17 protein-coding genes are annotated in these 25877 nt (G+C 62.3%); 9 read left to right on the top strand and 8 right to left on the bottom strand.

Features of this window, described 5'->3' with window-relative positions; translation table 11 throughout:
• Positions 1–307 precede the first annotated feature (307 nt).
• From BV034_RS30690 to BV034_RS30680, 3 genes are all read right to left on the bottom strand, one after another.
• Positions 308–796, bottom strand: a complete 489-nt coding sequence (locus BV034_RS30690; protein WP_050030756.1) for a hypothetical protein — start codon at positions 794–796, stop codon at positions 308–310.
• 133 nt (positions 797–929) lie between these two features.
• Complete coding sequence (locus BV034_RS30685; protein ID WP_050030755.1) at positions 930–1271, bottom strand: DUF4282 domain-containing protein; 342 nt, start codon at positions 1269–1271, stop codon at positions 930–932.
• A 118-nt stretch (positions 1272–1389) separates the two neighbouring features.
• Positions 1390–1866, bottom strand: a complete 477-nt coding sequence (locus BV034_RS30680) for a DUF4870 domain-containing protein (protein WP_081888246.1) — start codon at positions 1864–1866, stop codon at positions 1390–1392.
• 207 nt (positions 1867–2073) lie between these two features.
• Between BV034_RS30680 and alaS the strand changes: the two genes are divergently transcribed.
• On the top strand, positions 2074–4764 hold the full coding sequence (gene alaS, locus BV034_RS30675) for an alanine--tRNA ligase (protein ID WP_265593655.1): 2691 nt from the start codon (positions 2074–2076) through the stop codon (positions 4762–4764).
• A 132-nt stretch (positions 4765–4896) separates the two neighbouring features.
• Here the strand turns inward: alaS and BV034_RS30670 are convergent, their stop codons facing one another.
• Complete coding sequence (locus BV034_RS30670; protein WP_050030754.1) at positions 4897–5784, bottom strand: diacylglycerol kinase family protein; 888 nt, start codon at positions 5782–5784, stop codon at positions 4897–4899.
• Between the two features lie 260 nt (positions 5785–6044).
• On the opposite strand from BV034_RS30670, the gene BV034_RS30665 reads away from it, so the two are divergent.
• From BV034_RS30665 to BV034_RS30645, 5 genes are all read left to right on the top strand, one after another.
• Positions 6045–8105, top strand: coding sequence for a hypothetical protein (locus BV034_RS30665; protein WP_050030753.1), 2061 nt, complete (start codon positions 6045–6047; stop codon positions 8103–8105).
• Between the two features lie 307 nt (positions 8106–8412).
• A complete protein-coding gene (gene infA / locus BV034_RS30660; protein ID WP_029190850.1) occupies positions 8413–8631 on the top strand; it encodes a translation initiation factor IF-1 in 219 nt (72 codons plus the stop codon).
• Positions 8632–8698: 67 nt separating this feature from the next.
• Entirely contained in the window at positions 8699–9487 is a 789-nt protein-coding gene (locus BV034_RS30655; RefSeq protein ID WP_050030752.1) for an RDD family protein, read from the top strand.
• A 7-nt stretch (positions 9488–9494) separates the two neighbouring features.
• Entirely contained in the window at positions 9495–10064 is a 570-nt protein-coding gene (locus BV034_RS30650; RefSeq protein ID WP_050030751.1) for a ribonuclease H-like domain-containing protein, read from the top strand.
• Between the two features lie 63 nt (positions 10065–10127).
• Entirely contained in the window at positions 10128–10469 is a 342-nt protein-coding gene (locus tag BV034_RS30645; protein ID WP_081888245.1) for a helix-hairpin-helix domain-containing protein, read from the top strand.
• Between the two features lie 29 nt (positions 10470–10498).
• Here BV034_RS30645 and BV034_RS36585 read toward each other — a convergent pair whose 3' ends face one another.
• A complete protein-coding gene (locus tag BV034_RS36585) occupies positions 10499–12691 on the bottom strand; it encodes a tetratricopeptide repeat protein (protein ID WP_265593654.1) in 2193 nt (730 codons plus the stop codon).
• A gap of 245 nt (positions 12692–12936) precedes the next feature.
• Between BV034_RS36585 and BV034_RS30625 the strand changes: the two genes are divergently transcribed.
• Positions 12937–17589, top strand: a complete 4653-nt coding sequence (locus tag BV034_RS30625) for a PVC-type heme-binding CxxCH protein (RefSeq protein ID WP_050030747.1) — start codon at positions 12937–12939, stop codon at positions 17587–17589.
• A 689-nt stretch (positions 17590–18278) separates the two neighbouring features.
• Here BV034_RS30625 and BV034_RS30620 read toward each other — a convergent pair.
• From BV034_RS30620 to BV034_RS30610, 3 genes are all read right to left on the bottom strand, one after another.
• Positions 18279–18938: a GTPase domain-containing protein gene (locus tag BV034_RS30620; protein ID WP_050030746.1), complete on the bottom strand. Its 660-nt coding sequence runs from the start codon at positions 18936–18938 to the stop codon at positions 18279–18281.
• A gap of 34 nt (positions 18939–18972) precedes the next feature.
• A complete protein-coding gene (locus BV034_RS30615) occupies positions 18973–22032 on the bottom strand; it encodes a hypothetical protein (RefSeq protein ID WP_050030745.1) in 3060 nt (1019 codons plus the stop codon).
• A gap of 151 nt (positions 22033–22183) precedes the next feature.
• Positions 22184–23083: a prenyltransferase/squalene oxidase repeat-containing protein gene (locus BV034_RS30610; protein WP_265593653.1), complete on the bottom strand. Its 900-nt coding sequence runs from the start codon at positions 23081–23083 to the stop codon at positions 22184–22186.
• Positions 23084–23201: 118 nt separating this feature from the next.
• On the opposite strand from BV034_RS30610, the gene BV034_RS30605 reads away from it, so the two are divergent.
• A complete protein-coding gene (locus tag BV034_RS30605) occupies positions 23202–24794 on the top strand; it encodes an arylsulfatase (RefSeq protein WP_050030743.1) in 1593 nt (530 codons plus the stop codon).
• Between the two features lie 240 nt (positions 24795–25034).
• A complete protein-coding gene (locus BV034_RS30600) occupies positions 25035–25784 on the top strand; it encodes an AraC family transcriptional regulator (protein WP_050030742.1) in 750 nt (249 codons plus the stop codon).
• Positions 25785–25877 lie beyond the last annotated feature (93 nt).

Here is a 25877-nt window from a genome sequence, read left to right as displayed (position 1 = left end):
CTGGCACGGTGTGTAGCTGTACTCCGAACAGGGCCCTGGTGCGTTGTTATGGGAAGGTTGAGCCAGGGTGTCGTCGTTGGGAGCTGTGCGTGGTTGTACGGAGTACAGGCTTCAGCCTGTCCGAGCTTCCCTGAGCAGACTAAAGTCTGTACTCCGAACAGGGCCCTGGTGCGTTGTTATGGGAAGGTTGAGCCAGGGTGTCGTCGTTGGGAGCTGTGCATGGTTGTACGGAGTACAGGCTTCAGCCTGCCCGAGCTTCCCTGAGCAGACTAAAGTCTGTACTCCGAACAGGGCCCTGGATACGTAGTTATAGGGAGGGTTCGTCCCAGCCGGCGCCGTAGTCCTTCAAGGGAAAGTTGCGCCAGGTATCTGCCGCAGTTGTTTCCCCAACACTCTCCAGGTATTCACGCGCGGAAGAGAAGGGCCAGTCCTGCCATTTGGAGACGTAGCCATGGCGAACTGGGTTGTGGTGGATGTAATTCATCGTGGCCCAGAAGTGCGCCTCACTTCGCATGGCCCGGTCCACCGTATTGCACCAGACTTGTCTTCCACGTTTTGCCTCCTCTCCATTCCACTGGAAGGATGTTCGACCATGAAAGCGTCCGAGGTTCGACAAGGTCCGCTTCAGTTCCAGTGTGGTGAGGAGGACGTGATAGTGATTGGGCAGAACGACCCATGCGTGAACCCGCTCGCAGGTTGATAACAGCGACTCAATCAACGCCGCGGAAAAGTCGCGAAGTCGATCCGCCGTATAACCTATGACGGGCTGATGTTCATAACAGGAGGCAGTGAGCAAGCAGGCCCCTTCACCCGCGCCATGCGGAGGACTGTGAAGGGGCAGGAGCCGATCTTTCCGCCATTGAAGAAGAGCCTTTTGCTCTGTATCGGAAAGACTTCTCCAGCGGTACCTCTTGCAATGCCGTCCAGCCCTACTTCGTCTTCCGGTCAATGCTTCGCAGGTGCTCCAAGATCCGGAACAAGGCCACGACGACCTCGAGGAGGATGCGGGTGAGCAGGGCGTAGAGGATGAAGAGGACGGGGGCGAAGAGCAGGGAGGTCATGCCGCCCATGATGCCTTTCATGAACGCATCAAGCGCCCAGCGACCGGTAAAGAGGGCGGCCGCAATGAGGCCAACGATGTAGAGGACCTGGACGATCTTGGGTGTGATCGCCGTCTTGAACGAGAGGTCTAGCAGGGCGTCCAGCAGGCCGACGGACTCATGCGATTCGTCGAGGGGGTCTTTGGGCTTGGAGAGAATTTTTTCGTCCATGGAGATGAAGTTGAAGAGAGGTTGACCAGGAAAAGCGGCGGGAAAGGGATAAAACTGAAAAATCAGAAGGAGGCAGAGGGCGGGGTGGGAGTCTCATCCGACCTCTGCACGGAGTCCGTTAATCGATGATCCGGATGCACAGGGGGTAGCGGTAGGCGATGCCCTTGTTGGCTTCCAAGCTGGCGATGATAGCCATGACCAGGGCGAAAACGACTGGCACGAACATGAGCAGCAAGCCGATCCCGCAGGTGACAATCCCAATCAACAAGCTGGCAAGCACGTAGATGGTGATGGAAATCTGGAAATTGACGGATTCTTTCCCCTGATCGTTGACGAAGGGCATTTTGTCCTTGTTCACCAGCCACAGGATGAGCGGGAGCAGGATGTTGCCCAAGGGCAGGATATACCCCGCCAGGCTGCCCAGGTGGCAGAACATGGCCATGTTCCGTTCCTCCGGGGCTATGCCCGCACCGGGCAGACCGGGCGGGGAGGATCCTTCGGGAGGGGGCGGCGGAATCTCCGCTGCCGGGGGCGGCGTGGGGGGGATTTCAGGCTTCGGACCTTCGGACGGCGGGGGCGGCGGTTGGTAGTCCATACGGGCCGAAGATAGAACAACCCCCCCGGTGGGGGCAAGCGCCGACTTGCCCGAACGGCCTCCCGCGGGCTGGAGCCCCACTTTTTCCTATGCCGACCGCCGAAACGGGGCTAGTGTCCCCGCTCATTTTCCGCCCGCATCCCATGACCAGCGCCCAGATCCGCCAGAGTTTCCTCGACTTCTTCAAAAGAGAAGCGGCACACGATCGTGCCCAGCGACAACGTCGGCTACACGAGCCGGGATGGAGCACGAATTTTCACGAATGCGGGGATGAACCAGTTCGTCCCCATCTTCCTGGGGGAGCGTCCGGCGGATGTGGACACCTGGCCGGGCGTCCTGCACAAGGGCCTGCCCACCCGCGCGGCTGACACCCAGAAGTGCATCCGCGCTGGCGGCAAGCACAACGACCTTGAGGATGTCGGCCTGGACACCTATCACCACACGTTCTTCGAGATGCTCGGGAACTGGAGCTTCGGCGACTACTTCAAAAAAGACGCCATCTCCTGGGCCTGGGAACTCGTGATCGAGCGCTGGAAGTTCCCGCCGACCCGCGTGTTCGCGACCATCTACCAGCCGGGTGAGGGCGATCCCGCCGAGCGTGACGAGGAATCCTGGGGCTACTGGGCGGAGAAGTTCCGCAGTGTGGGGCTGGATCCAGAGATCCACATCGTCAACGGCAACAAGAAGGACAACTTCTGGATGATGGCGGAGACCGGTCCCTGCGGTCCCTGCACGGAGATTCACATCGACCTCACGCCTGGTCCTCGCGACCTGGACGAGGACCGCCAGCGCGAAGGTGCCAAGCTGGTGAACGGCAGCAGCGCCGACTGTATCGAGATCTGGAACAACGTGTTCATCCAGTACAATGCGAATGCGGACAAGACCTTCTCGAAGCTCCCCGCCCAGCACGTGGACACGGGCATGGGCTTTGAGCGCGTGACCAGCATCATCCAGGGCACGAAGAACTTCACGGACTTCGAGAACGCCAAAATCAGCAACTACGACACGGATGTCTTCAAGCCCATCTTCGACGAACTGTCGAAGCTGAGTGGCAAGACCTATGCCAGCACCCTGCCAGTGGCGGGCAGCACCGGTGAGACGGAGCAGGAGAAGATCGACGTGGCCTTCCGCGTCATCGCCGACCACATTCGCACCCTGAGCTTCTCCATTGCTGACGGCATCTCCCCCGGCAACAACGACCGCAACTACACCCTGCGCCGCATCCTGCGCCGCGCGGTGAAGTACGGCCGCACCCTCGGGTTCAAGGAGCCTTTCTTCTACAAGCTGGTGGACGTTCTGGCCCTGCACATGGGCGAGGTGTTTCCTGAACTCCGCGCCCGCAAGGAGCACGTGAAATCCGTGCTGAAGATGGAAGAGGAGAGCTTCAACCGGACGCTCGACCGCGGGATCAGCCTTTTTGAGTCCGAGGCCGACAAGCTGGCGGGCAAGGGCACAGAGGTCACGGGTGAAGTGGCCTTCCGCCTCTCAGACACCTTTGGCTTCCCGATTGACCTTACTCAGTTGCTGGCTCGTGAACGCGGTCTGACCGTGGATGTGCCCGAGTACGAACGTCTCCTGGCCGAGCAGAAGAAGCGCGGCCTCGAAGACCGTGCCGGCAAGAAGCAGGTCGTCTCCCTCAGTGAGATCGAAACCAAGGAGCCGACCAAGTTCATCGGCTACGACAACCTCGAAGCGCCTGCGAAGGTCCTTGAGGTGGTGTCCATCAAGGACAAGGCGGCGGTCGTGCTCGACAGCTCTCCCTTCTATGCCGAGATGGGTGGCCAGGTGGGTGACTCTGGCGCGCTGATCATCGGTGCGGACAGTTTCCCGATCTCCAACACCCAGAAGGTGGGCAACACCTGGCTGCATTTCCTGGATGGGGAAGACACCCCCTCCGTGGGCGTGGAAGCTCAACTGGTGGTGGATTCCACCCGCCGTCGCGCCATCGAGCGCCACCACACCGTCACGCACGTCATGCACTGGGCGCTGCACGAAGTGGTGAGCAAGGAGGCCACCCAGAAGGGCAGCTCCGTGACGCCGGACAAGCTCACCTTTGACTTCAACAGCGCCGCGCTGACCCAGGGCCAGCTGGCCGATATCGAGCGCCTCGTGAACGAGCGTATTGTGGCCAATGATGTTGTTTCCTGGGACGAACTTCCGTATGCGGAGGTGAAGGCCAATCCCGGCATCATGCAGCTCTTCGGAGAGAAGTATGGGGACAAGGTCCGCGTCGTGCAGATCGGCGGCCAGGCCCATGCGCTCAATGGCTACAGCATGGAACTCTGCGGCGGCACCCACACCCGTTCCACGGGCGAGATCGGACTCTTCCGCCTCGTGGCTGAGAGCGCCGTGAGCGCCGGGGTGCGTCGTGTCGAGGCCATCGCGGGGCTCGAAGCCTATCAGGCGGCCCGCAGCGATGCGGACCTGCTCAAGCTTCTTGCTGGCAAGGTCCTTGCTCAAGGCACGCTGGATCTTGAGAAGAAGATCGAAACCCTCCTGGATCAGCAGAAGGCTCTGGAGAAAGCCCTCAAGTCCGCCCAGCAGCGCGAAGCTGCGGGGCGCGCGAAGGCTCTCCTCGGCTCAGCCAGCAACGACGCCATCATCGCCAACCTGGGCGATGTGGACGGTGACTATGCGATGGCCGTGAGCGATGCGCTCAAGAGCCTCTTCAACGGCATCGTGGTGCTCACGGGCACGGCGGGTGGCAGCGTGGCCATCATTGCTACTGTGAGCAAGGACCATCAGGCCCGCGCTCAGGCAGGCAAGATCATCCAGACCATCGCCCCCATCGTGGGTGGCAAAGGCGGCGGCAAGCCCGACTTCGCCCGCGGCGGTGGCAAGGATGTGGCCAAGGTGGATGCGGCCCTGGACGAGGCCCGCAAGCTGGTGGGGGCGTAGGGAGCTAGCAGATTCAAGTTTTCAGTTTTCAGCACTGAAATGAAAGCGGCCTTCGGGGGAACTCGAAGGCCGTTTTGTTTCAGGGAGTGTTGTTGGGAACTGCTGAAAACTTGAAACTGAACACTGAAAACTTCATGCCCCTGTTCGTACCTTCAGCTTGAAGGGAGCGAGCCTGATCTCCACCGGCGTATTGAGGCCGAGTTCGCCGTCGAGTTCATAGGGCACAATCTGCTCTGAGGTGACCTTGAGGGAATTCACCTGGAGATAATCGATGTCGTTACACTCCTGGTAACCCGTGGCCACGAGGGCGGCGAGGAACTGGAAGGCCTCCAGCGGACGGCGCTGGTGGAGGATGATGACATCGAGCAGTCCGTCGGTGTTGGAGGCATCGCGGAAGACGGGCACCGGGCCACCGTAGTGGCGGCCGTTGCCCAGCAGCACCACGGAGCCAAAGAGGGGTGGGCGGCCTTCGATTTCCACCGAGAGCACAGGCGCCTCCTGCCCCAGGATGCGGGCGGCGGTCATCACATAACTGAGGGGGCCAAAGCGACGCTTCATCTCCCACGGAGTCTGTTGCACGATCTCGGCATCGAACCCCACGCCGGCGAGCTGGGCGAAGTACTGCTCATTGGCCTGCCAGAGATCGATCTCACGCGTGGCACCAGTGTGAATGATGTCCCAGCAAGCTTCGAGATTCCGCCCCGGCAGTCCCATCTCGTAGGCCATGACGTTCATGGTACCTACCGGCAGGATGCCTAGCGTGGTGTGCTGTGCGGCATCTGGGGCGGACAATTGGTGGGCGGTAAGTCCATTCACCACCTCGTTTACGGTGCCATCGCCTCCTGCGGCGACCACGACGGGGTGCCCCTCTGCGGCGAGACGGGCGGCGATCTCACGAGCGCTGCCGATGCCCTCCGTCACGTGGACCTCGGGGGAGGGGTGCAGTTTCCGGATGCGCTCCATCTGAGCGGAAGCCTTGGTGCTGTTGGCAGCAGGATTGATGATGATGGGAATGGCCATTCCGGATTTTGCAGGTGGCGGATAGATCAATGAACAAGCAGCTGGCGGTAGGAGTACGGCGCAAGCATCGTCTTGGACGATGCGGTGCTCTAGCGTGGTTCCGCCTGCCCGCAACTCCGGCTTTGTCACATCTGTCGGTATTCAGTTTCAAGTTTTCAGTTGGGAGCTGCGTTGACACTCAGTGGCGTGGTGGCTAAACGTGGGCAGGGGTTGCGATGAGGGAATGCAGGGGAGGAATCACGGCACGGAAAGGCAACGACATGCAGCACGGCACCATTTGGCAAATTTCCGGCGTTCGACCGGGCCTCTACGCGGCTCTTTGCCTTCTCCTGCAGACGGGGGCTTCTGCGCAGGTCACGACCCGGACGGACGAGGTGGGGAAGCTCATTCTGAAGTGGCACGGCGAGGGCACGGCGGCAGGGCTCAATGGGTTCCAGTACGAAAACCGCGATGGCGGGCACTCCCAGTACGACATCAAGGTCTGGCCTCAGGTGCAGCTCTACCAGCCTACAGCGGTCGAAAAGGAGCGGAAGGCGGAGATAGGGCCCGCCAATCAAGTGCGCCCGTTTCCCGTGCTGGGGAACTGCTCCATGTCGGCCGCCGCTGACAAGGGTGGCAGCCTGCCCCGCATCTACATGGGCAACCGCCAGGGGTTCGAGTTTCTCAATGCCCAGTATCTGGGGAACAATCTCTACTTCTACCCGGAGCATCAGGACTACGACCCGGGGTGGAATGGTCGCAATGGCTGGGGCGATCTGTATCCAGCGAACACACCCTTCGTGGTGATCTCGCAGGGTTCGTCCTTTACAGACCAGCCCTTCCTTAAGGCCTTTTTTAGCGCGGCCGCCGCCCTGCCACCCGAGACCCAGCAGGTGCTGTTGCGCAACCGCATCCTGGCTCCCACCTTGCAGGCTGTGTTTCGCAAGAGCAACCGTGTGGTGAAAACTGAGGCGGACTACTTTACGGGTGCGGCGCATCCTCCAGTGTTTGACGGCAACCAAATCGATGAGGCGAAGATGGTGGCGGAGGCGCATGACATGCTGCCCCCGCTCATCCCCCCGGTGGCCATCTTGGAAGTGCTGGAGGAGACCGGAGCTACGCCCAACAAGGATTTCTTTGAGCTGGATACCGTGACGGATGAAAAGCTGGGCAATGTGCCCGGCGTCATCGCCCGCGTTTTTCGTGGGGTTGCCCAGGAGCGGCAGATTGTGGTCACGGCGAGGAAGTCGCCCGATCTCATGCGTCGTCCGCTGACTTACAAGTGGGTGCTGCTGCAAGGGGATCCTGAGCGCGTGAAGATCGAACCGCAGGGCAGTGGGGACACGGCTCGCATCACGGTGAAGTGGCAGCCGCAAACGCAGGCCGCCACAGGCATCACGTCGCACCGGGTGGATGTGGGCGTCTTCGTAGGAAACGGCGTCACGTGGTCGGCCCCAGCGTTTGTCTGCTTCGCCATGCCAGCCAGTGAAATGCGGTTCTACGATGCTGAGGGTCGGCTTCAGGAAATTTGCTACGATGCAGGCAATCCCGATTTGGGATTGCCGACAGAGACGGACCTCCGCTGGCTCGCGTTGGGCCGCAAATTGGGCAGTGACGCAGCGGCGAAGGGAATCCGCCTGCTGTCGGAAGCGCTGGGTAAGGAAGGGGCGGTCGCCTTCCAAAGTCTGGCTTCTGACCTTGCTTCTTCACAGGAGGCCTGGCGAAAGCTCAGCACCGGCGCGGACAAGGTTGCGGCGGAGGAGGCTCAAAAGAAGCTCCAGGAAAGCCTCAAATCGAAACTCACAGAAGGTAACAGTTCACTGGCCGGGCGGATGGAGCAAGCTGTGTCCCAAGTGGCGGACCGGCTGGATCTCTGGACGGTGCCCACCTCGGAGTTGCAGGCGCTCATTGGCGCTTCCACCAAACCGGGAGCCAAGGAGGCCGTCAAGGCCGCCCAGCAGCGCTTGGTGGACTACGGAGTCCTCCGCGAGAATGAGGACCGCCTCACTGCCTCCTGGCAGGAGCCCAGTCCCGCCATCCGGTATCACCTCCGGCAATACAATCTCACGCTCTTGAGCGAGGTGCTGCTGCCGGAGTTCTTGGACCGCACCGGCGCCACGGCGTATGTGGATCCACTGCTCACCGTTCGCAAGGCTTGGCGTGATGTGTATGTGTACGACAAACAGGGCCTGTGCCAGGGGTGGACGCGCTACTCGCACGGTCGCACGTATGAGTTCGATCTGGAGGGCTGGTTGCTGCCCCGCGGCAGGGGCGAGAAGTCCGTCGCCGTGAAGTATGTGAAGGACGCTGCCACCGGGACATTGATTTTTGTTCCAAGATAGCAGGAATTCATTGGAAATCGGGTGTAGGGTGGGTGGGATTGCCCACTTTCAGCTTGTCAGCCCCCCTCTCAGGCGGCACCTTCGGGCAATCTCTGTGCCTTTGTTTTTTTGTAGATCAAATATGACACCCCAGCCGAATCAACCGAACCGCAATGATTCCCCGCAAGGCGGGATTGGACCCCGAAATGCTGGCCCTCCGCGTCGGAGTGGCGGAGGTGGTCGCGGTCGTGGGGGTCACCGCGGTGGTCCGCGTGGACGCGGTTTCATGGGGCGCCCCGGTCCTCAGTTGGGCCAGAGCCCTGAGGGCATGGAAGACAAGGACAAGCCGATCGAGCTGGAAGGGACCGTTTCCGCCGTGCTCGCTGGCACCATGTTCCGCGTGAAGCTCCAGAACGGCCACGAAGTCCTCGCCCACATTTCCGGCAAGATGCGCAAGCGGTTCATCCGTCTCGTCATTGGCGACCAGGTGAAGCTGGAAATGTCCCACTATGACGGTGACAAAGCCCGTATTGTCTATCGCCTCTGATCGGTCTTACCTTCGCTTCGGGCCCTGTCCATAGCGGACGGAGCCTCGCTGCCCACTTTTCCTGAGGATGGAATATCATCTCTCCATCGCAGGCGATCGAAGTGGACCGCACTCGCAGTTCCGGATCATTGAGCAGATCCGTGAAGGTCTGCTGAAGGGGGATGAACTGGTGTGGCGCCTCGGCGTGCCAAACTGGGTGCCCCTCAGGGAGCTGGATGAATTTGACGGATACTGGCCGCCCGCCCCGGATGTGCTGGCGGCGGCAGAGGTCACCAAGCATGTGGCCCGGGAGGAACTGGATCGCCCGCGGCCATGGATGCGGTTCTGGGCGCGCATGGTGGACTACTTCTGGTTCAGCTTCACGCTAGGGTTGGCCTTGCGCGGGTTGCTACCTCCTGAGGCGGCGGAGGTGCTCATGAGGCCGGGGATGGAGCAGTGGCTGATCAATTCCGTCACTCTGCTGCTTTTTGTCCCGCTGGAGGCCTGGTTTCTCAGTCAACGGGGCACCACCCCTGGCAAGGCGCTGTTGCGTATTCAGGTGCGCAGTCTGGATGGCAGTCTGCCCACGTATCAGCAGGCGTTGATGCGCTCTGTTCAGGTATGGTTGAAGGGCATGGGCCTCTGTCTGGTGCCGGTCATCGCCCTCATCGCCATGGCCTGGTGGCGCATCCGCCTCCTCCAGAAAGGGTTTACTTCCTGGGATGAAAGCTGCCACACGCGGGTGGAGCATGGTCAGCCGGAGCCCTGGCGCATGGTGGTGCTGGCGGGTCTGGTTGCCCTCCTGTTGGTGCTGGGCGTGCTCACCCTTTTGATGAGCAAGGAAATGCTGGAGGCCATGCGCAACTTGCCAAAGTGACCACCGCATGCCATGGACACAGGAATCCATGGCCCGCGATATTGTTTACTTTGACCTCGAAACCCAGCGCACCGCCAACGATGTCGGAGGCTGGCAGAACAAGCACCAGATGGGCATGTCCATCGGCTGCACCTACAGCAGCAAGACGGGGCAGTACCACATCTACACGGAGAGCACGGTGCAGGATCTCATCACCCAGCTGCGCCGGGCAGATCTCGTGATTGGGTTCAACCACATCAGCTTCGACTACGGGGTGCTCATGGGCTACTACGCCTTTGACCTGAAGGAGGAACTGCAGAGCCTGGACCTGATGGCGGACATCGAGACCAAGGTGGGGCACCGCCTGAAGCTGGAGTCCCTGGCCAGTGCCACTCTTGGGGCGGGCAAGACGGCGGACGGTCTGGAGGCCATTCGCTGGTGGCAGCAGGGCAAGCTCGCGGAGATCGCCGAGTACTGCTGCTATGACGTGAAGGTCACCAAGTGCATCCACGAGTACGGGGCCGAGCACGGCCACGTGAAGTACCTCGACCGCAACCAGCGGGAGCAGACCGTGGTGGTGAACTGGACCACCACCTGAGGGGTTCGTCGCTCACATCCGCGAGTTGCCTCCCGGAGAAAATCCCGGTATGCTTCATGGCAAATGGGCGAACTCTACGATGAATCTGCGGCGGTCCGCCGGCGGGAAGAGCGGAAGGCGGCGTCGCGTCGTGGAAACTACTTGTTTCTCGCGCTGGTGGCCGTCCTGATTCTGGCGGCAGCAGGCATCGCGGCCTGGCGGAAGTTTCATGACCCTGCCACGGCGGTGCTCAATCTCAATACGGCCACGGCAGTCCAGTTGGAAACTCTGCCGGGAGTCGGGCCGGAGACGGCGCACTCGATTATCAAAGGCCGCCCCTACCAGACCGTTGAGGACGTGAAGAACGTCAAGGGGATCGGCGAAAAGACTTTTGAGAAGATGAAGCCGCGCATCAAGGTGGACTAGGGTTCACCCGGGGCCGGCGGTTCAGGTTGTTACCTTGATCCGGAGGCGCGCAGGCTGGCGAGGTGCTTCTCATACGTGGCGCGTTGCGTGTGATTGTCCGGCAGGGTCTTCTGCGCAGCGGCGACGGCCTTGGCGGCCAGCACGGCAGCCTGGTCCAGTTTCCCCTGCTTTTCACGCATGAGGGAGAAGTTGTGCGCGGTCTGCGCCACGAAGGGGTGATCGGGTCCCAGCAGTTTTTCGAGGCCGGTCATGGCCCGTTCAAAGAGGGGTTCAGCGGCTTCGAATTCGCCGTCGAGGTAGTAGGCATAGGCCAGGTTGGTCACTGTCAGGAGGGTGTCCTCATTGTCTGGGCCCAGCTTGCGTTCCTGGGCATCGAGCACGCGCTTGTAGAGCATGATGGAGTCCTCATGCTTGTTCAGATTGCCCAGCACGCCGGCGAGGCGTTCGGCCACCTTCAAGGTGGAGGGGTGTTCTTTCCCTTGCAGGCCTTCGCGGGCGATGAGCACTTTCCGGTAGAGTTTGGCAGCCTCTTCAAACTCCCGCTTGCTGCCGAGGATGAGGGCCAGGTTGTTCTGGCTGTCGAGAGTGTCCGTGGATTGAGGACCCAGTTCTTTCTCGCGAATGGTGAGACCACGGCGGATGCACTGTTCGGCTTCGGCTGGTTCGCCCAGATCCAGGAGCACCAGGCCCAGGTTGTTTAGAGTGGCAGCGGTGGAGGGGTGGTCTTTGCCATCGGTACGTTCGTTGGCCTGCAGGTTCGTACGGTAGAGGGCTTCCGCGCCACGGAGATCGCCCTTGGCCTTCAGAAGCACGGCGAGGTTGTTGGAGCTCTGCAACGTCTCACGGTGGTCTTTGCCCAGCGTCTTCTCGCGCCCCTCCAGGGCCATGCGGTAGAACTTCTCTGCCTCGGCGTATTCATTGAGGAAGAAGTGGAAGGCGCCCAGATCATTGCAGTACTGAAGCGTGTCCTTGTTGTCTTTGCCGAGGGTCTTTATCGCTTTGGCCACCAAGTCTGCAGCGGTGTCACGGGCCTCCTGGTAGCGGCCATCACGGTAGAGATACACGCAGAGGTCATGACTGGCGGAGAACCATTCATCGGGTTTCTTGGACTTCTCTGATTTCTTCACTGCTGCCCGGAGAGTTTCCTCTTCCTTCGACATCGGTGCTGCGGGCGTGGTGTGCGCTGTGGCAGCTGCCGGGGTCGGAGCAGGAGCAGGCGTCGCAGGGGCGGGGGGCGCAGGAGCGGGTGGTGGCGGGGTCAGCGTCACCACCGGGGCAGGCGCTGCTGCCGCAGGGGGCGTCGGATTCAGCGCACCCATCGAGCGGGGTGGCGACTTGGCCGGGAAGGAGGTAGCCGAGGGGGCTGCCCCCAGGGGCCGCCCCGACTCCGTGGTGGCCACGGGAGTCGGAGCAGGGGCCGTTGCGGAGGCGCTGGGCGGATTGGCCGGACGATCGCCGAAGTCGATCACCTTGGCAGGTGCGCCGCCAGTCGGTGGAGCGCCAGCGGGTTCAGCGGGGACCGTGGGTGGGGCGGCCGGAGCAGGGGCAGGGGCGGGTGCTGGCGCAGGAGTCGCTGGTGGAGCCGGAGTGGGTGTGGGCCGGGTGGTTGAGGTTGGTGCCACCGAGGGCTCGGGGGTGGAGCGTGGGGCGGACGATGACGATGACGGAGTCGGTGGAACGGAGGGCGTCGGGGTGGCGGAGGCAGGAGCCTGAGAGGCCGCAGGGGCGGGCGTGGACCGTGCTGCCGCATTGCCAGGCTGGCTTGCCACAGGATCAGTCACTGGCGGGAACCCTGGATTTTGAAAAGGGGCTGATCCTTCACCCAAACGGGAGGGTGCAGGGGCCATGCCGCCGAAGGGGGGTGGCGATTTGGCCGGGAAGGTGGTGATGTTAGGTTCGTTGATCACTCCCGGCGTCAGCGTCGCACCGGGGCGTGCGGCTGGGGGCGGTGGCGCGGCCGGCCGGGTCTGGGCTCCGGCAGGGGGAGGTGTCGTTGGGACCGTTGCCGGTTGCAGAGGAACTCCGGCACCGGGAAGCGGGGCTGTGGTGCCACCTTTGGAGGGTTCATTGATGATGGTGGCCTGTTTCCCACCAAAGCCGCCTACGCCGATGACCTCATCGGCTGCTGGGACGGGGTGGGGAAACGCGGCGACGAGCAACGCCGCCATGGCAGGGAGGGCCAGCAATCGCTGGCGAGGGGGAGGTGGGGATGTGACGGTCATGACTTCAGGGGACAAGGCCTCGGTTTGTGCTGGGAAAATTCGGCGCGGCTCTTCTATGCAAAAGCTTGTCAGGCCATGACTGGATGTGACAGAAAGCATTGAGATTTCACTCAATGGCTTGCCGAAGCCGGACTTCGTGAGATGGACCGGATCTTAACCCCGTTTGGCCGATTTCGCATAAAACATGTCCGCTAGATGCCATGTGCCCTCCCGTAACTGGCTCAGCGTCTTCCTCCGCACTTACCATGGCCAATGTCCGACTTCCCCTCATTCTGACGACCGCGCTGGCTCTTGCTGGTGCGGCATCGGCAGAGACCCTGATCCGGTTTGAAAAGCAACAACTGGAGACCCGCTTCTTCGGTGAAGGAGCGGCCGTCGGTGACCTGAACCGCGACGGCAAAAGCGACATCGTGTACGGACCGTACTGGTGGGAGGGGCCGGATTTCACGAAGCGTCACACCTTCTATCCGGGCAAGGAGTTCTCCATTAACGGGTACTCAGACAATTTCTTCGTGTACACGCCGGACCTGAATGGCGACGGGTGGCAGGATGTGCTGGTGCTGGGCTTTCCCGGTAAGGAGGCGCGCTGGTATGAGAACCCGGGCGCAAATGCCGCCACCACCGACGCCTGGAAAATGCATGTGGTGCTGGACGTGGTGGACAATGAGTCACCGGAGTACACAGACATCACCGGTGACGGCAAACCGGAGATTGTGTGCTCGCAGAATGGCCGCTTTGGCTACGCCTCCCCGGCGGCGGACCCAAAGGCGAAATGGGAGTTTATTCCTCTAACCGATGACGTGAAGGTGCAGCGCTTCACGCACGGCATGGGAGTGGGCGACGTGGATGGCGACGGCAGGCTGGACCTGTTGGAGTCGCGACGCTGGTGGAAGAACACACCCGGTGAGGCGGTGTGGCCCTCCCGCACCTTCCAGCTCACGGGCGGGGGTGGGGCGCAGATGTTCACGTATGACTTCGACGGAGACGGGGACAATGATGTTGTTTCCTCATTGAATGCACACCAGTTCGGAGTGGCGTGGTTTGAAAACCAGGCTGGCAAGGGAGGGGATGGGCCGAACTGGATCAAGCACACGATCGTGGGTCAGGAGCCCTGGGAGAATGAATACGGCGTGCGCTTCAGCCAGCCGCATGCCCTGGCGCTTGTGGATGTGGACGGGGACGGTCTGAAGGACATCATCACCGGGAAGCGCTACTGGGCGCACAACGGGCACGATCCCAACGAGCGGGACCCGCGGGTCATTTACTGGTTCAAGACGCAGCGGGACAAGAAGGGCGGGGTCAGCTTTGTGCCCCATCTCATGGACAGCGCCAGCGGGGTGGGTACGCAGCTCACCACGGGTGATGTGAATGGCGACGGTCTGGTGGATGTGGTCATCGGGAACAAGGCGGGATGTTATGTCCTCGTCCAAAAGCGCGAGCAGGTGGATGCGGCGCGGTACGCCCAGTTCCAGCCGCGGAAGATCTACGGACCAGATTCTCTCCGGTCGGAGGCGTATGTCGTGGGGCAGTCAGCGGCGGACGCCGTGAAGAACATGGTCGTGCCGGAGGGGTTCAAGGTGGATCTCATTGCCGCCGAGCCGGATCTGGTGCAGCCCATTGCGATGTGCTGGGACGAGCGGGGACGCATCTGGGTGGTGGAGGGGAACACCTACCCCCAGCCTGCGAAGCCGGGTGAGGGCAAGGACCGCATCCTCATCTTTGAAGACAAGGACGGTAACGGCAGCTTTGAGACCCGGAAGGTGTTCATGGAAAAGCTCAACCTGGTGAGCGGCATTGAGGTGGGCTTTGGAGGCGTCTGGATCGGAGCCGCACCCAACCTGCTTTTTATTCCTGACAAAGACCGCGACGACAAGCCTGATGGCGACCCTGTGGTGCTGCTGGATGGCTGGGGCAACCAGGACACGCACGAGACGTTGAACTCCTTCATCTGGGGGCCGGATGGCTGGCTCTATGGCTGCCACGGCGTCTTCACCCACTCTCTGGTGGGCAAGCCTGGCACACCGGATAAGGAGCGGCAGCCTCTGAACGCTGGCGTGTGGCGGTATCATCCGGTGAAACACCAGTTTGAGGTGTTTGCCCACGGCACCAGCAATCCCTGGGGTCTGGACTTCAATGACCGCGGCGAGTTCTTCGTCACCGCGTGTGTCATCCCGCACCTCTATCACATCCTGCCGGGCGGAAGGTATCAACGGCAGGCAGGCCAGCATTTCAACCCCTACACGTATGACGACATCAAGACCATCGCGGAGCACCGCCACTACGCCGGCGAGGTCAAGGACCACGCCGCCTGGGGTGATCGCAAGGAGCTGAAAAACCTGGCAGTGCCCGCCAGCACCGACCAGGCCGGTGGTGGCCATGCCCACTGCGGGCTCGCCATCTACCAGGGGGATAATTTCCCGGAACTCTACCGCGGCGCGCTCCTCTTTGGCAACCTCCACGGCCATCGTCTGGTGCACAATGCGGTGGAGCCCGCCCTGAGTGGATACACCGGGCAGCGCCGGCCGGATTTCATGAGATCGAACGATCACTGGTTCATTCCCGTGACCCAGCGGGTGGGGCCGGACGGGGCGCTGTATGTCTCAGACTGGTATGACGAGCAGACCTGCCACCACAAGGACGTTCAGATCTGGAACCGCACGAACGGCAGAATCTTCCGGGTGGTGTATGACCAGCTCAATACAGCATGGACGAAGGACCTGCCAGCGGGCAAAAGCGACACGGCGCTGGTCGGAATGCTCCTGGACTCCTCGAACTCCTGGCAGGTCCGCATGGCGCAGCGCCTGTTGATGGAGAAGGCGGCAGACGGGCGGGTGGATGACTCGGCCAAGGACGCGCTGCGGTCGGCCCTGAAAGGACCTGGTCCGGTGGAGCGCCAGTTGAAGGCCTTGTGGGGGCTCGTGGTCATCAAATCCGTTGACCAAACCCTGTTGACCAGCCTGCTGGACCGGCCCGAGCCGGAGTTGCGTGCCTGGGCGGTGCGCCTGATGGGCCAGGGGCCCATCACGTACCGGCCGGCCCTTCCCGACGCCTTGGAGCGCCTCGCGCAGCAGGAGAAGTCGCCCTTGGTGCGTCGTGAGCTGGCTTCGTTGCTGCAGCGTCTGCCGTTGGAAGATCGATCCAAGATCGCTCTTGGTTTGATCGCCCGTGAGGAAGACAAGCAGGATCCGAACATCCCGCTCCTCCTCTGGTATGGCATCGAGCCTCTTGTCGGGGCGGATGGCGAAGCCGGGCTGAACCTTGCGGCCTCCAGCAAGCTCGAACAGGTGACCGGATACATCTACCGCCGCATGGCGGGCAGTGATGAAGGACGGCAGGCCATTCTGGCGGCCATCGCGGTGAAGGATGATGCTGGCGAAAGGGAAAAGCTGCTCAACCTGCTGGTGGCCTCCGCCCGGGGTTCAGGGAAACTTGCGGCGCCCAGAGAGTGGGCGGGCATCTCCGGGAAACTCCGGGCCGGAGCCTCGGAGCCGGTGAAGGCGCTGGTGGATGAACTGGCTGCGTACTTTGGTGATCAGTCCGCGGTGCAGAAGCACCGTGAGCTGTTGATGGACAAGTCTGCCGCCGGTCCACGTCGGGACCGTGCTCTTCAAGTGTTGTTGCAGGTGCGGGATGAGCAAAGTGCGCCACTCATGCAACAGCTGGTGGCGGCCAGAGATGCCGCGCTCACCAGCAGTGCGGTGCAGGCGCTGGCCTCCCTTTCACATCCAGAGACGCCGGTCGTTCTGACCAAGGTGTATGCCTCGCTTGCACCGGCCGAGAAGGCGGATGCCGTGGCCACGCTGGCGTCTTCTGCTGCGGGGGCCCAGGCCCTTCTCAGAGGGGTGGAAGACAAGTCCATTTCGCGGGATGCCTTGTCGCCCTTCCTCGTACGGCAGTTGCAGGCGCTCAAGAATCCCGAGGTGGACGGCCTGATTGAAAAGGTCTGGGGCACGGTGAACGCCAGCAAGGCCGACCTCCCGCAGCGCAAGGCGAAGTACAAGGCCTTGTTGACTCCTGAACGCCTCAAGAAGGCGGATCTGGTCCAGGGTAAGCTTATGTACGGAGGCACCTGCGGCGCCTGCCACCGCATGCTGGGTGAAGGTGCCAACGTGGGACCAGATCTGACCGGCTCGAACCGGGGCAATCTGGACTATCTTCTGGAGAACGTGCTGGATCCCAATGCGGTTATTGGCAAGGCGTATCAACTGAACCTCTTCTCCATGAATGATGGGCGCGTGCTCAGCGGCATCGTGAAGGAGGAGTCAGACAGCGGCTACAAGGTGGTGATGCCTGGCGGGGTGGAATTCAGCCTGACCAAGGCAGAGGTGAAGAGCCGCGAGATCTCCAAGTTCTCCACCATGCCCGAAGGCCAGTTCGATGCGCTGCCGCCAGAGCAGGTGGTGAATCTGGTGGCGTACCTTCAGCAGCAGGCAGCCGGAGGTGGAGCCACTGCGGCGGCCAAAGTGGAAGGGGCAATCGAAGGGGAAACATTGCAGGGAGTGACGGTGAGCAAGGGGCAGGTGAAGGCCCAGAACATGGGCGGATTTGGCGGCCAATGGAGCCAGGCGCGCCAGCTCTGGTGGACCGGCGGGAAGCCCGGCGACACGATGAGGGTCATGCTTCCGGTGACCAAAGCCGGCAAGTATGCGCTCAAAGCTGCGCTTACAAAAGCGCGTGATTACGCATCCATCGAGGTGAGCCTGGATGGCGAAGTCATCCCAGCGGCCGGGCTGGATCTCTACAGCGTCTCGGTAATCTCCACCGGAGAGCTGGACTGGGGCACGCATGTGTTGCAACCGGGTGATCACAAGCTGGTGGTGAAGATTACCGGTGCGAATCCCGCTGCGGCCCAGGCCTTCATGGTGGGGCTGGATTACCTGAAGCTGGAAGCGAAGTGAGTTGAGGTGAGGTGAACCAGTGCGTCAGTAGTCAAGGTGTTGGGGCTGGCGTGGTACGGGTACGGGCGTCAGCTTGCGGAAGTGTTGTGGTTGGTGAGGAGAAGCTGAGCGCACGCATCCTGCGTGTTGTTCCCGGCATTTTGCCGGGAACGTCAGGGTGGCGGGAGTGCCCCTGCCAGGTGCGAATGTCGCGAAGCGTCTTGGAGTGCTGCGGCTTGATGCCGCTTTCGCAGATCTTGTAATTTCCTGAAAGCCGGAGGCTGGAGCAGCGTAGAGAGTCGAGGGAGAGTCGGAGACATGGCGGCCGCTCCGGCGTCCTTTCAGGACGCGATGCTTGAATTGAATCCCTTTCCGGTGGTTGTCACCGCCGGCTAATTTCCGTGGTCCCTCCGGGACCGGCGGGCATGGCACGATAGGGCGACATCTTGGGTTCGCGGAATCTATGGTGGCCGCTCCGGAAGAATTGTTCGGGGTGCAGACTTCAGTCTGCTCAGGGCGTCTGGGGCATACTGAAGCAAGCTAAAGTTTGAACTACAAATAAAACGTCAGCGTCGCGGCAGTTGGAAGCGGTTTGTAGTTCAAACTTTAGTTTGCTGCATGGATTCAAGCGCGGACTGAGCAGGCTGAAGTCTGTACTCCGTGCAGCTTCTCGTTTCGCATGTGACGGTCTGCGCCCCTGATCGTTCCCCTCACACTCCCGCCATGGCGGCGGCACTGGAAGATCGACTGGCCATGGACTGGGGCACCTGGCCCTGCTGCATCTTGGCCATGAAGCGGCCGAGCACCTCGTGGGAGATGGCGTTGAGCGTGGTCAGGACATTATGTCCTCGTGCCGCGCTGGCCTCGAAGCTCTGGCAACGGTGTGTGCCCTGGTTGATGAGGTACTCCAGATACTCCACTGGCGCTGCGTTGGGCAGGTCGCGCTTGTTGTACTGGATGACCAGGGGCAGTTCGTCGAGGGACTGCCCGTTGAGGCGCAGGTTGTTCCGGAAGTTGTCCCAGGCCTGGACGTTCTCCCGCATGCGGTCCATCTGGGAGTCTGCCACAAACACCAACCCGTCGGCCTGCTGGAGCACCAGCTGGTAGGTGGCATTGTACACCGCCTGGCCGGGCACCGTGTAGAGCTGGAACTTGGCGGTGTAGCCGTTCAGAATGGGGGCTTCCACTGCGAGGAAGTCAAAGAACAGGGTGCGGTCCGCGGTGGTGGAAAGACTCACGAGTTCCCCGCGTGATTTCGGGTCCAGGCACGCGTGGATGTGTTGCAGGTTGGTGGTCTTGCCGCCGATGGGGGTGCCGCAATAGACGATCTTGAAGTTGACCGTCCTGCGGTCGGCGTGAATCACAGCCATGGGAAGGGATGGATGAAGACGGGTTTGAGGAAATTCAGGAGGCGGCACCCACGACAGCCTTGAGCTCGCGGGCGATGAGGGTGATGCGCTCGCGGAGGGTCGGCTCGTTTTTGCCCGGGTCGTGGAGCACGCCCAGCACGAGTTCACCCTGCAGGGAGAAGGAGGCCATGAGCTGGTCGCTTTTCATGCTCAGCGTCTCTGTGTCCATGATGCCGGTCAGCTGGATCAAGGGCTGCAGGTGCCCGTAGATCTGGGTGGCTTGACGGATGAAGTTCTCCGCCTCGCTGGTACCGTTGCTGGCATACCCCATGATCGTGCCTTCCTGCAGGCAGACGGCGGCAGACACACCTGGGAGCGCGCCGGTAAGACGGATGACGTCTTCCAGTTCCAGATCGTCCTCGGTGCTCAGCAGCACGCGAAGCAAGAGCTGTTTGTTGCGGTCGCGGCTGGCGCGGAGGTGAGCGGGTGGATTGGCGGTAAACTCCGCCTTGACCCCGGGTCCGAAGGAGATGGCCTCAGAGCGGATGGAACGGCTGCTGGCCGGGGGATCCACGGGCAGACCCAGCAGGGAACTCGTGGCCTGGAAAAGGGGGGCAGGCGGTTCAGGAGCCAAAACGGGCTCTGCCTTGGGCTGCTGGTGGTAGGACGGCGGAACGGCGGGCGGATCCTCCGTCGCGATCGGATTCCCAAAAAACAAGGCCTGAGACGCGGCGGCGGGAGCATCAGTCTCCGGCAGGGAGGGGGCGGCCTCGAACGGCCAGGGTACGCCGGAGGGCAGTTGAGAAGTGGTCTCCTTTTCCTCTGGCTTGACCGAATTGAAGAGGGAGGGCAGGGCGGCCTGGCTTTCAGGTGAATCAGCAGCTGAGGCGGGCTTGAAAGCGGCCATCGCCGCCAGTGCCTCGCTGCCCAGCACGTCTGCGGACTTGGTGATCGGCGGGGCGGATGCCTCGGCCGGAATGACCGGCATCGACTCGGGCGACGTCTGGGCAAGCGGCAGACCTGCAGGCGTCGCCGTCGAGGGCAGGGCATGGAAGACGTCATTGATGGGCAGTTCCACCACGATGTCTGGCCGGGAGGGGGTGATGATGCTGCGGAACTCGGGTTCGAGACCACGCATGATTTCCGCCAGCTTCACGGTGACTCTCCCGCTGGCAAGCTGGTCCACCAACGTCGTGATGGGAAAGCCCACGGTGATCCAGGAGGGGATCTGCTCGGGCTTCACGCCGATCTCCTGCTCCGAGCATCGGGACAGCACTGTCGCCAGACTGAAGATCGCCTTCTCCTTAGCCGGAGCTGGCGAAGGAATCGAGGCGGGAGTTGCCTCAGCAAGGGGACTGGGAACCCCTGGGAAAACAGGAGGGGGTGTCGGAGGAACCGGTGCGGTGGGCTGGGGATTGGCGGGGACAGGAGCTGGAGCGGGGCCAAACAACCCTTGAGGCGCAGCAGGCATCGCATTCGCGGACGGGTCCGGCAGCGAGCTCAGGGCCTTGATGCGATCAAAAGGATTGGCACTGACTGGGGCCGGAGGGGCCTCAGGAAAAGCACTCGGGCTTGGGCTGAAGGCGTTGCCGAAGGGGGCAGACGGCACTTCTGGCGCGGAAGGTGGTGCCGGTGAGGGGGTAGGAGAAAATGCCTGCCAGGGGGCCATCCCGTTGGGCGGAGCGGATTCCGCTGCCATCGGCTGAACCGGGGGTGCAGGCACTGGTTCCGGCGGGAGACCGAAAGAGGCAAAAGGATTCATGGTCGGCCCGGGAGCGGAAGCTGGGGACGGTGTCAGAGCCGGAGCAACCCCGGCGCTGTCGCTCGTGGACGAGGGCGGCTGGAAGAAGGGATTGGGTGCCGCTGGTGGAAACTGGGGTTGGGCCTGCGACTGGGGAGCGCTCGCCGGAGGCGAAAGGAAGGCGTCTTGGGCGACGGGCGGATTTCCTGGGAGGAAATTGCCAAATGGGCTCGCAGAAGTGGGAGCGGGCTGAGGCGCGGCGGCTGGGGAAGTCGGCGCAGAATGGCTGAAGGTGAACAGCGGGGAAACTGGCGGCGAGATCGTCGCTGGTGGGGCCTGTTCTGGTTGATCCGGCGGGGTGCCGAAAAACGCCGGTACGGGAGGCATGGGCTCCGGGTTCGAGGTACCAAAAGGAGAGGTGGCGGGTGCCGGCTGTCCGAACGGTGCAAAAGGCTGGCCTGCTCCTCCCGGCATCGGTGGGAAGGGGCTGGTGGAGCTGGAACTGGTGACTGCGGGAGACGGAGCGAACGGGTTCCCGGCCACAGCGTTCGGCAGAGGCGCGCCACTCCTCTCACCTGCGTCCTGTGGGGAGGCGGGGGCTTCGGCAGGTGCCGGGGCACCAAACTGACTGAAAGCATTAAAGGGCGTCTGCACCGTGGACGGCGGCATCGGCTGCGCTGTCTGCGGGGGCACCAGAGGTGGCTGCGCCGGTCCGTTCACGCCCTCCACATGAAACGGGGACGGATGAAACAAGGTGGTTTCTCCGGAGGCTCCGCCAGCAGGAGGCTCTGCCGCCTGCTGAAAGGGGTTGCCACCCATGAAGAGCGGCTGTCCAGCATGCGGCGTCGGGGCAGGGGCCTGCGGGGGCAGTTGCTTGTGCATGAGCGCCGCCAGACCGCCCAGCTTGTGAGGAGGTAGGGACACAAAACGGGCATCTTGCGGGGCAATCGGCGTACGGAACAGTGCCGGACACACGCGATAGATCTCGAACAACGGCAGGGCCGCCTGGCCGCTGCGCAGAGCCCGCTCCAGCAGCTCATTGGGAATCTGCAGCGGCTGGCCCGGAGACACGCCACCGGGCTTCACCACATCTGGCGGCAGGGAGGGCAGGATGTCTTCCACCGTCAGACCCGTGCTAGGCACGGAGGTGGCGGGCGAAAACGGGCTGGACCCGTGGTAGTTGGCCCCGTTGCCATTCGCTGGGGTGGATGCGCCCAGGAAGACGTCCTTGGTGGAGTAGGTGCCAGTCTGGTTCCCCTTCTGAAAGGGATAACCACCCTGATGCGACTGCGGGGAGGATGTCATCGCGGAGCTTCCTGCCGAACCGTCGTCGGGTTTGTCTTTGCCGAAGAAGCTGCGGAAGGAGAACGCCATGACGCTGGGAGTGACCGCACACAACGTGCACGGGTGAAGGAACGCGAACTGACAGGGACCGAGGTTGAGGTGAGCGACTATGAAGCCAAGTGCGACTTCTAATGTACCTTAAATTTCGCGCGAAAGGAAGGCAAGATAAAAGTCCGCCCGTCTAGCTGCTCAGGTGACCCAGGGCCAGGAGGCCGTAGGAGGTGTATTCCACATCCAGGTCGTCGTCTGCCCAGTGGCCGTGGAATCCACCTTCGGCATTCCACAGGCTGTCCACAAAATCCAGGCTGGGTTCACGGAGGATTTGCCAGTTGGTTTGCAGGCTCTCCAGTGCGTGGAGCGCCGTGGCCGTGCTCAGCAGATCCGGCAGGGGCGCTCCAGGCACCGCCAGGAAGCCGCCCCCGGCATGCGCCTGCTTCATGAGCCACTCTCCGGTGAGGGGACTTAGCTTGTAGCCCAGGTGGCTGCACAGGATGACGGCGGCTGCGGTCGTAGGCGTGGTGCCTTGGGGCATGTCCGGTTCGTTGGCAAAGGAGCCATCGGGGAGCTGCAGCGTCAGCAGGGATTGCAGCAGGCAATGTTCCTCCGGCATGGGCAGGGCGAGATCCGAGTACGCACCCCACGCCAGGAGGTCGCCGTAGGCTGAGCCATCGCTCTTGCCGGGAGAGCCATGGTACCCGCCATCCGGAGTGCGGTAGGCTTCAATGCGGGAGGCCAGGCCTGTCTTCACATCGTCCTTCAGCACGTTCCGACCCAGATTGGCTGCGCAGCGGGCCAGGGAGCACAGGTGCACAAAGTCGAGGCCTGCGCCATCGCCAAAAGACTGCACATAGGCCCGTGTGGCCTCCAGCGGTGCTTCCTTGCGCAGTGCCAGCAGCGACTCCAGACCAAAGACGGTGTAGTACAAATCTGGACGTCCGGCCCGGTCGGCAAAGCCGCCCTCGGGTGTGAGCTGGCGCTGCAGGAACTCTGCCACCAGCTCCGCCGAGTCCCCCAGCACCTTGGGAGCAAGGCGGGCGACTTGGAGCATTTCGAGGCGGAAGCTGCGGGTGCTGGTGATCACGCGGTTCCAGTAACCCACAGGCGGATAAGCCGTCAATCCTGGGCGAATGGATTGAGGCCAGAAAGAAGCCAGGTCTCTGGTCGTTCTCCCACGCAGCTTTCCGCTCCCTGCTCCGCTCATGAGACTGCGCGCCCTCATCCTGTTTCCCCTCCTGGCTGCCGTTGGCAGCATGGCCGCCCATGCTGCGGCGCGGCCCAATGTGGTCTTTATTCTCTGCGATGATCTCGGCTATGGCGATGTGAAGTGCTTCAACCCCGAGGGCAAGATCGCCACACCGCAGATGGACGCCATCGCCGCGCGCGGAATGAAGTTCACCGATGCCCACACCAGCTCATCCGTCTGCACGCCGACGCGCTACGGCGTGATGACGGGACGCTACAACTGGCGGTCGCGATTGCAGAACGGAGTGCTGGGCGGATTGAGTCCCCGGTTGATTGAGCCCGGCCGCCTGACGGTCGCGTCGTTTCTCAAGTCCGAGGGCTATGCTACGGCCTGCATCGGTAAATGGCACCTCGGCATGGACTGGGTGAAGCTCCCGGGCAAGGAAGTCACTACGCTGGGCATTGAGTCACCGGACCAGGTGGGGAATGTGGACTATGACCAGCCCATCACCAACGGGCCCAACAGTGTGGGCTTCGACTACTACTACGGCATCAGTGCGTCGCTCGACATGGTGCCGTATTGTTTCATCGAGAACGACCGCGTCACCCAGTCGCCCTCCGCCATGATCAAGCTGCCCATGAATAAAGGCGGCAAGGAAAGCTGGACGCGCGAAGGTCCGGGCGCACCGGGCTTTGATGGTGCCGGAGTGCTGCCCGAACTGACGCGCCGCGCCGTGCAGTATGTGGAGACCCAGGCGGAGTCGAAGAAGCCGTTTTTCCTCTATCTCCCGCTGGCTTCGCCTCACACCCCGATCATGCCCTCCAAGGAATGGCAGGGCCGCAGCGGGCTCAACCTGTACGCCGACTTCGTCATGGAGACGGACGACGCCATCGGCCGGGTGGTGGCGGCGCTGAAGGAGAAGGGGATCGAGGAAAACACCCTGCTCATTGTCACCAGTGACAATGGCTGCTCCCCCAGCGCGGACTACCCCACCCTCACGGCGAAGGGTCACAATCCCAGCGCGGCATGGCGTGGCACCAAGGCAGACATCTATGAAGGCGGGCACCGCGTGCCCTTCCTGGTCCAGTGGCCGACGGTGGTGAAGCCCGGCACGAGCTATGCCCACCCGGTGTGTCTGGTGGATCTCACCGCCACCTGTGCGGATGCCCTGGGGGTGAAGCTGCCGGCGGATGCCGCGGAGGACAGCGTCAGCCTGCTGCCCGCTCTGAAGGGGCAGGACAGCGCCGTGCGCGAGGCGGTGGTGCACCACTCCATCACGGGTGCCTTCTCCATCCGGCAGGGTTCGTGGAAACTGGAACTCTGCCCCGGCTCCGGCGGGTGGAGTGACCCGAGGCCGGGCAAGGAGGACAAGTCAGCTCCGCGGCAGCAACTCTTCGATCTGGCGGCAGATCCCGCGGAGACAAAGAATGTGCAGGCAGAGCATCCGGAGGTGGTGGAGCGGCTTTCGATCTTGTTGCAGAAGTATGTGTCAGAGGGGCGCAGTACGCCGGGGGTGAAGCAGCCCAACACCGTGGAGCCAGACATCCTGAGGGGGACGAAGGCGTTGTCGGCGGCGAGCAAGAAGCAGCAAAGGAATGCCGGGGCTTGATGCTTGGATGCACCTCGTGGCCTCCGCTCCTGGGCTGGGCTCTTCAGGCTCATGGCGCGGGTGTGTTGAGACGAAGTGTGCGTCTGGCGCACTGCTGGGTTTTGAAGTTAACAGGGCGGAGCATCGCCGAGCTTTTAAGAAGGTTCGTGCCGTGGTTGGAGTACCGACTTTAGGCGGGTCAGAAGTATTTCTTCAAAAATTCCCACTCTTGCTTTCCACACACGGGTAATAGAGCTTGCCATGCCATCACCTCCCTCCACCTCTTTCTCCAGCCTCCCCGCCACGGGCGTGCTGAGTCTGTTGGAGATGCTTGGGTCCACCACGCAGGCCTGGATCAAGGACCGACAGGGGCGGTACCAGTGGGTGAATCGTGCCTTCCTGCTGAACTACTCCCTGGAGCAGTTGGATGAGGTGGTGGGGAAGACGGATGCGGATCTCTCCCCGGCGCATCTTGCCGACCAGTTCCGTACCGATGATGAGCTGGTGCTGGCCGGAGAGCGGATCGTCAACCGGGTGGAATTGGTGGGGCGTTTTGATCACACCGCCACCTGGTCCATCACCAACAAGGTGCCGCTGCATGATGCGCGGGGGCGGCTCTATGGTACGGCCGGGACCACGCGCGCCGTGGGGGAGTCCGAAGCCGTCCTGGCAGTGGAAGACGCTCGCTTGTCTGTCGTGGTGTCCGGCATCCGGGCGCATGTGGCGCAACCGCTGGAGACGGCCGCCCTGGCGCGCATGGCGGGGCTCTCCGTCCGGGCCTTCGAGCGCCGCTTTCGCCAGCTCTTTCATGTGGCACCTCAACAGTATGTCCGCAGACTGCGGGTCCGGCTGGCCTGCCATGCGCTTGTCTTTGGGCATCGCACCCTGGCCGAGGTGGCGGACGATCACGGGTTCTGCGATCAGAGCCACTTCACCCGCGAATTTCGCAAGGAAACCGGGATGACGCCGCGGGAGTATCAGCAGCGCTATGGCACCACGGCGGGAGCCTGACGCCGCTTTTGTACCAAGACAGGACGCTGCCCTTCTATCATTTGGGCAAAGAGCGGCCCATCTTGGGAACGTTCTGTCCCACGTCTTTCGCAT

The organism is Verrucomicrobium sp. BvORR034, from assembly GCF_000739635.1.
GTDB lineage: Bacteria > Verrucomicrobiota > Verrucomicrobiia > Verrucomicrobiales > Verrucomicrobiaceae > Verrucomicrobium.
Note: the sequence above shows the minus strand (reverse complement) of the source record. Positions and strands in the feature narration are given on the sequence as shown.

Excerpts from the sequence above, each read along its gene's own strand:
- BV034_RS30655 (WP_050030752.1), top strand. The coding sequence starts at position 8,699 with ATGGAATATCATCTCTCCATCGCAGGCGATCGAAGTGGACCGCACTCG.
- infA (WP_029190850.1), top strand. The coding sequence starts at position 8,413 with ATGGAAGACAAGGACAAGCCGATCGAGCTGGAAGGGACCGTTTCCGCC.
- BV034_RS30665 (WP_050030753.1), top strand. The coding sequence starts at position 6,045 with ATGCAGCACGGCACCATTTGGCAAATTTCCGGCGTTCGACCGGGCCTC.
- BV034_RS36585 (WP_265593654.1), bottom strand. The coding sequence starts at position 12,691 with ATGACCGTCACATCCCCACCTCCCCCTCGCCAGCGATTGCTGGCCCTC.
- BV034_RS30620 (WP_050030746.1), bottom strand. The coding sequence starts at position 18,938 with ATGGCTGTGATTCACGCCGACCGCAGGACGGTCAACTTCAAGATCGTC.
- BV034_RS30685 (WP_050030755.1), bottom strand. The coding sequence starts at position 1,271 with ATGGACGAAAAAATTCTCTCCAAGCCCAAAGACCCCCTCGACGAATCG.
- BV034_RS30670 (WP_050030754.1), bottom strand. The coding sequence starts at position 5,784 with ATGGCCATTCCCATCATCATCAATCCTGCTGCCAACAGCACCAAGGCT.
- BV034_RS30645 (WP_081888245.1), top strand. The coding sequence starts at position 10,128 with ATGGGCGAACTCTACGATGAATCTGCGGCGGTCCGCCGGCGGGAAGAG.
- BV034_RS30615 (WP_050030745.1), bottom strand. The coding sequence starts at position 22,032 with ATGGCGTTCTCCTTCCGCAGCTTCTTCGGCAAAGACAAACCCGACGAC.
- BV034_RS30605 (WP_050030743.1), top strand. The coding sequence starts at position 23,202 with ATGAGACTGCGCGCCCTCATCCTGTTTCCCCTCCTGGCTGCCGTTGGC.
- BV034_RS30600 (WP_050030742.1), top strand. The coding sequence starts at position 25,035 with ATGCCATCACCTCCCTCCACCTCTTTCTCCAGCCTCCCCGCCACGGGC.
- BV034_RS30650 (WP_050030751.1), top strand. The coding sequence starts at position 9,495 with ATGCCATGGACACAGGAATCCATGGCCCGCGATATTGTTTACTTTGAC.
- BV034_RS30680 (WP_081888246.1), bottom strand. The coding sequence starts at position 1,866 with ATGGACTACCAACCGCCGCCCCCGCCGTCCGAAGGTCCGAAGCCTGAA.
- BV034_RS30625 (WP_050030747.1), top strand. The coding sequence starts at position 12,937 with ATGGCCAATGTCCGACTTCCCCTCATTCTGACGACCGCGCTGGCTCTT.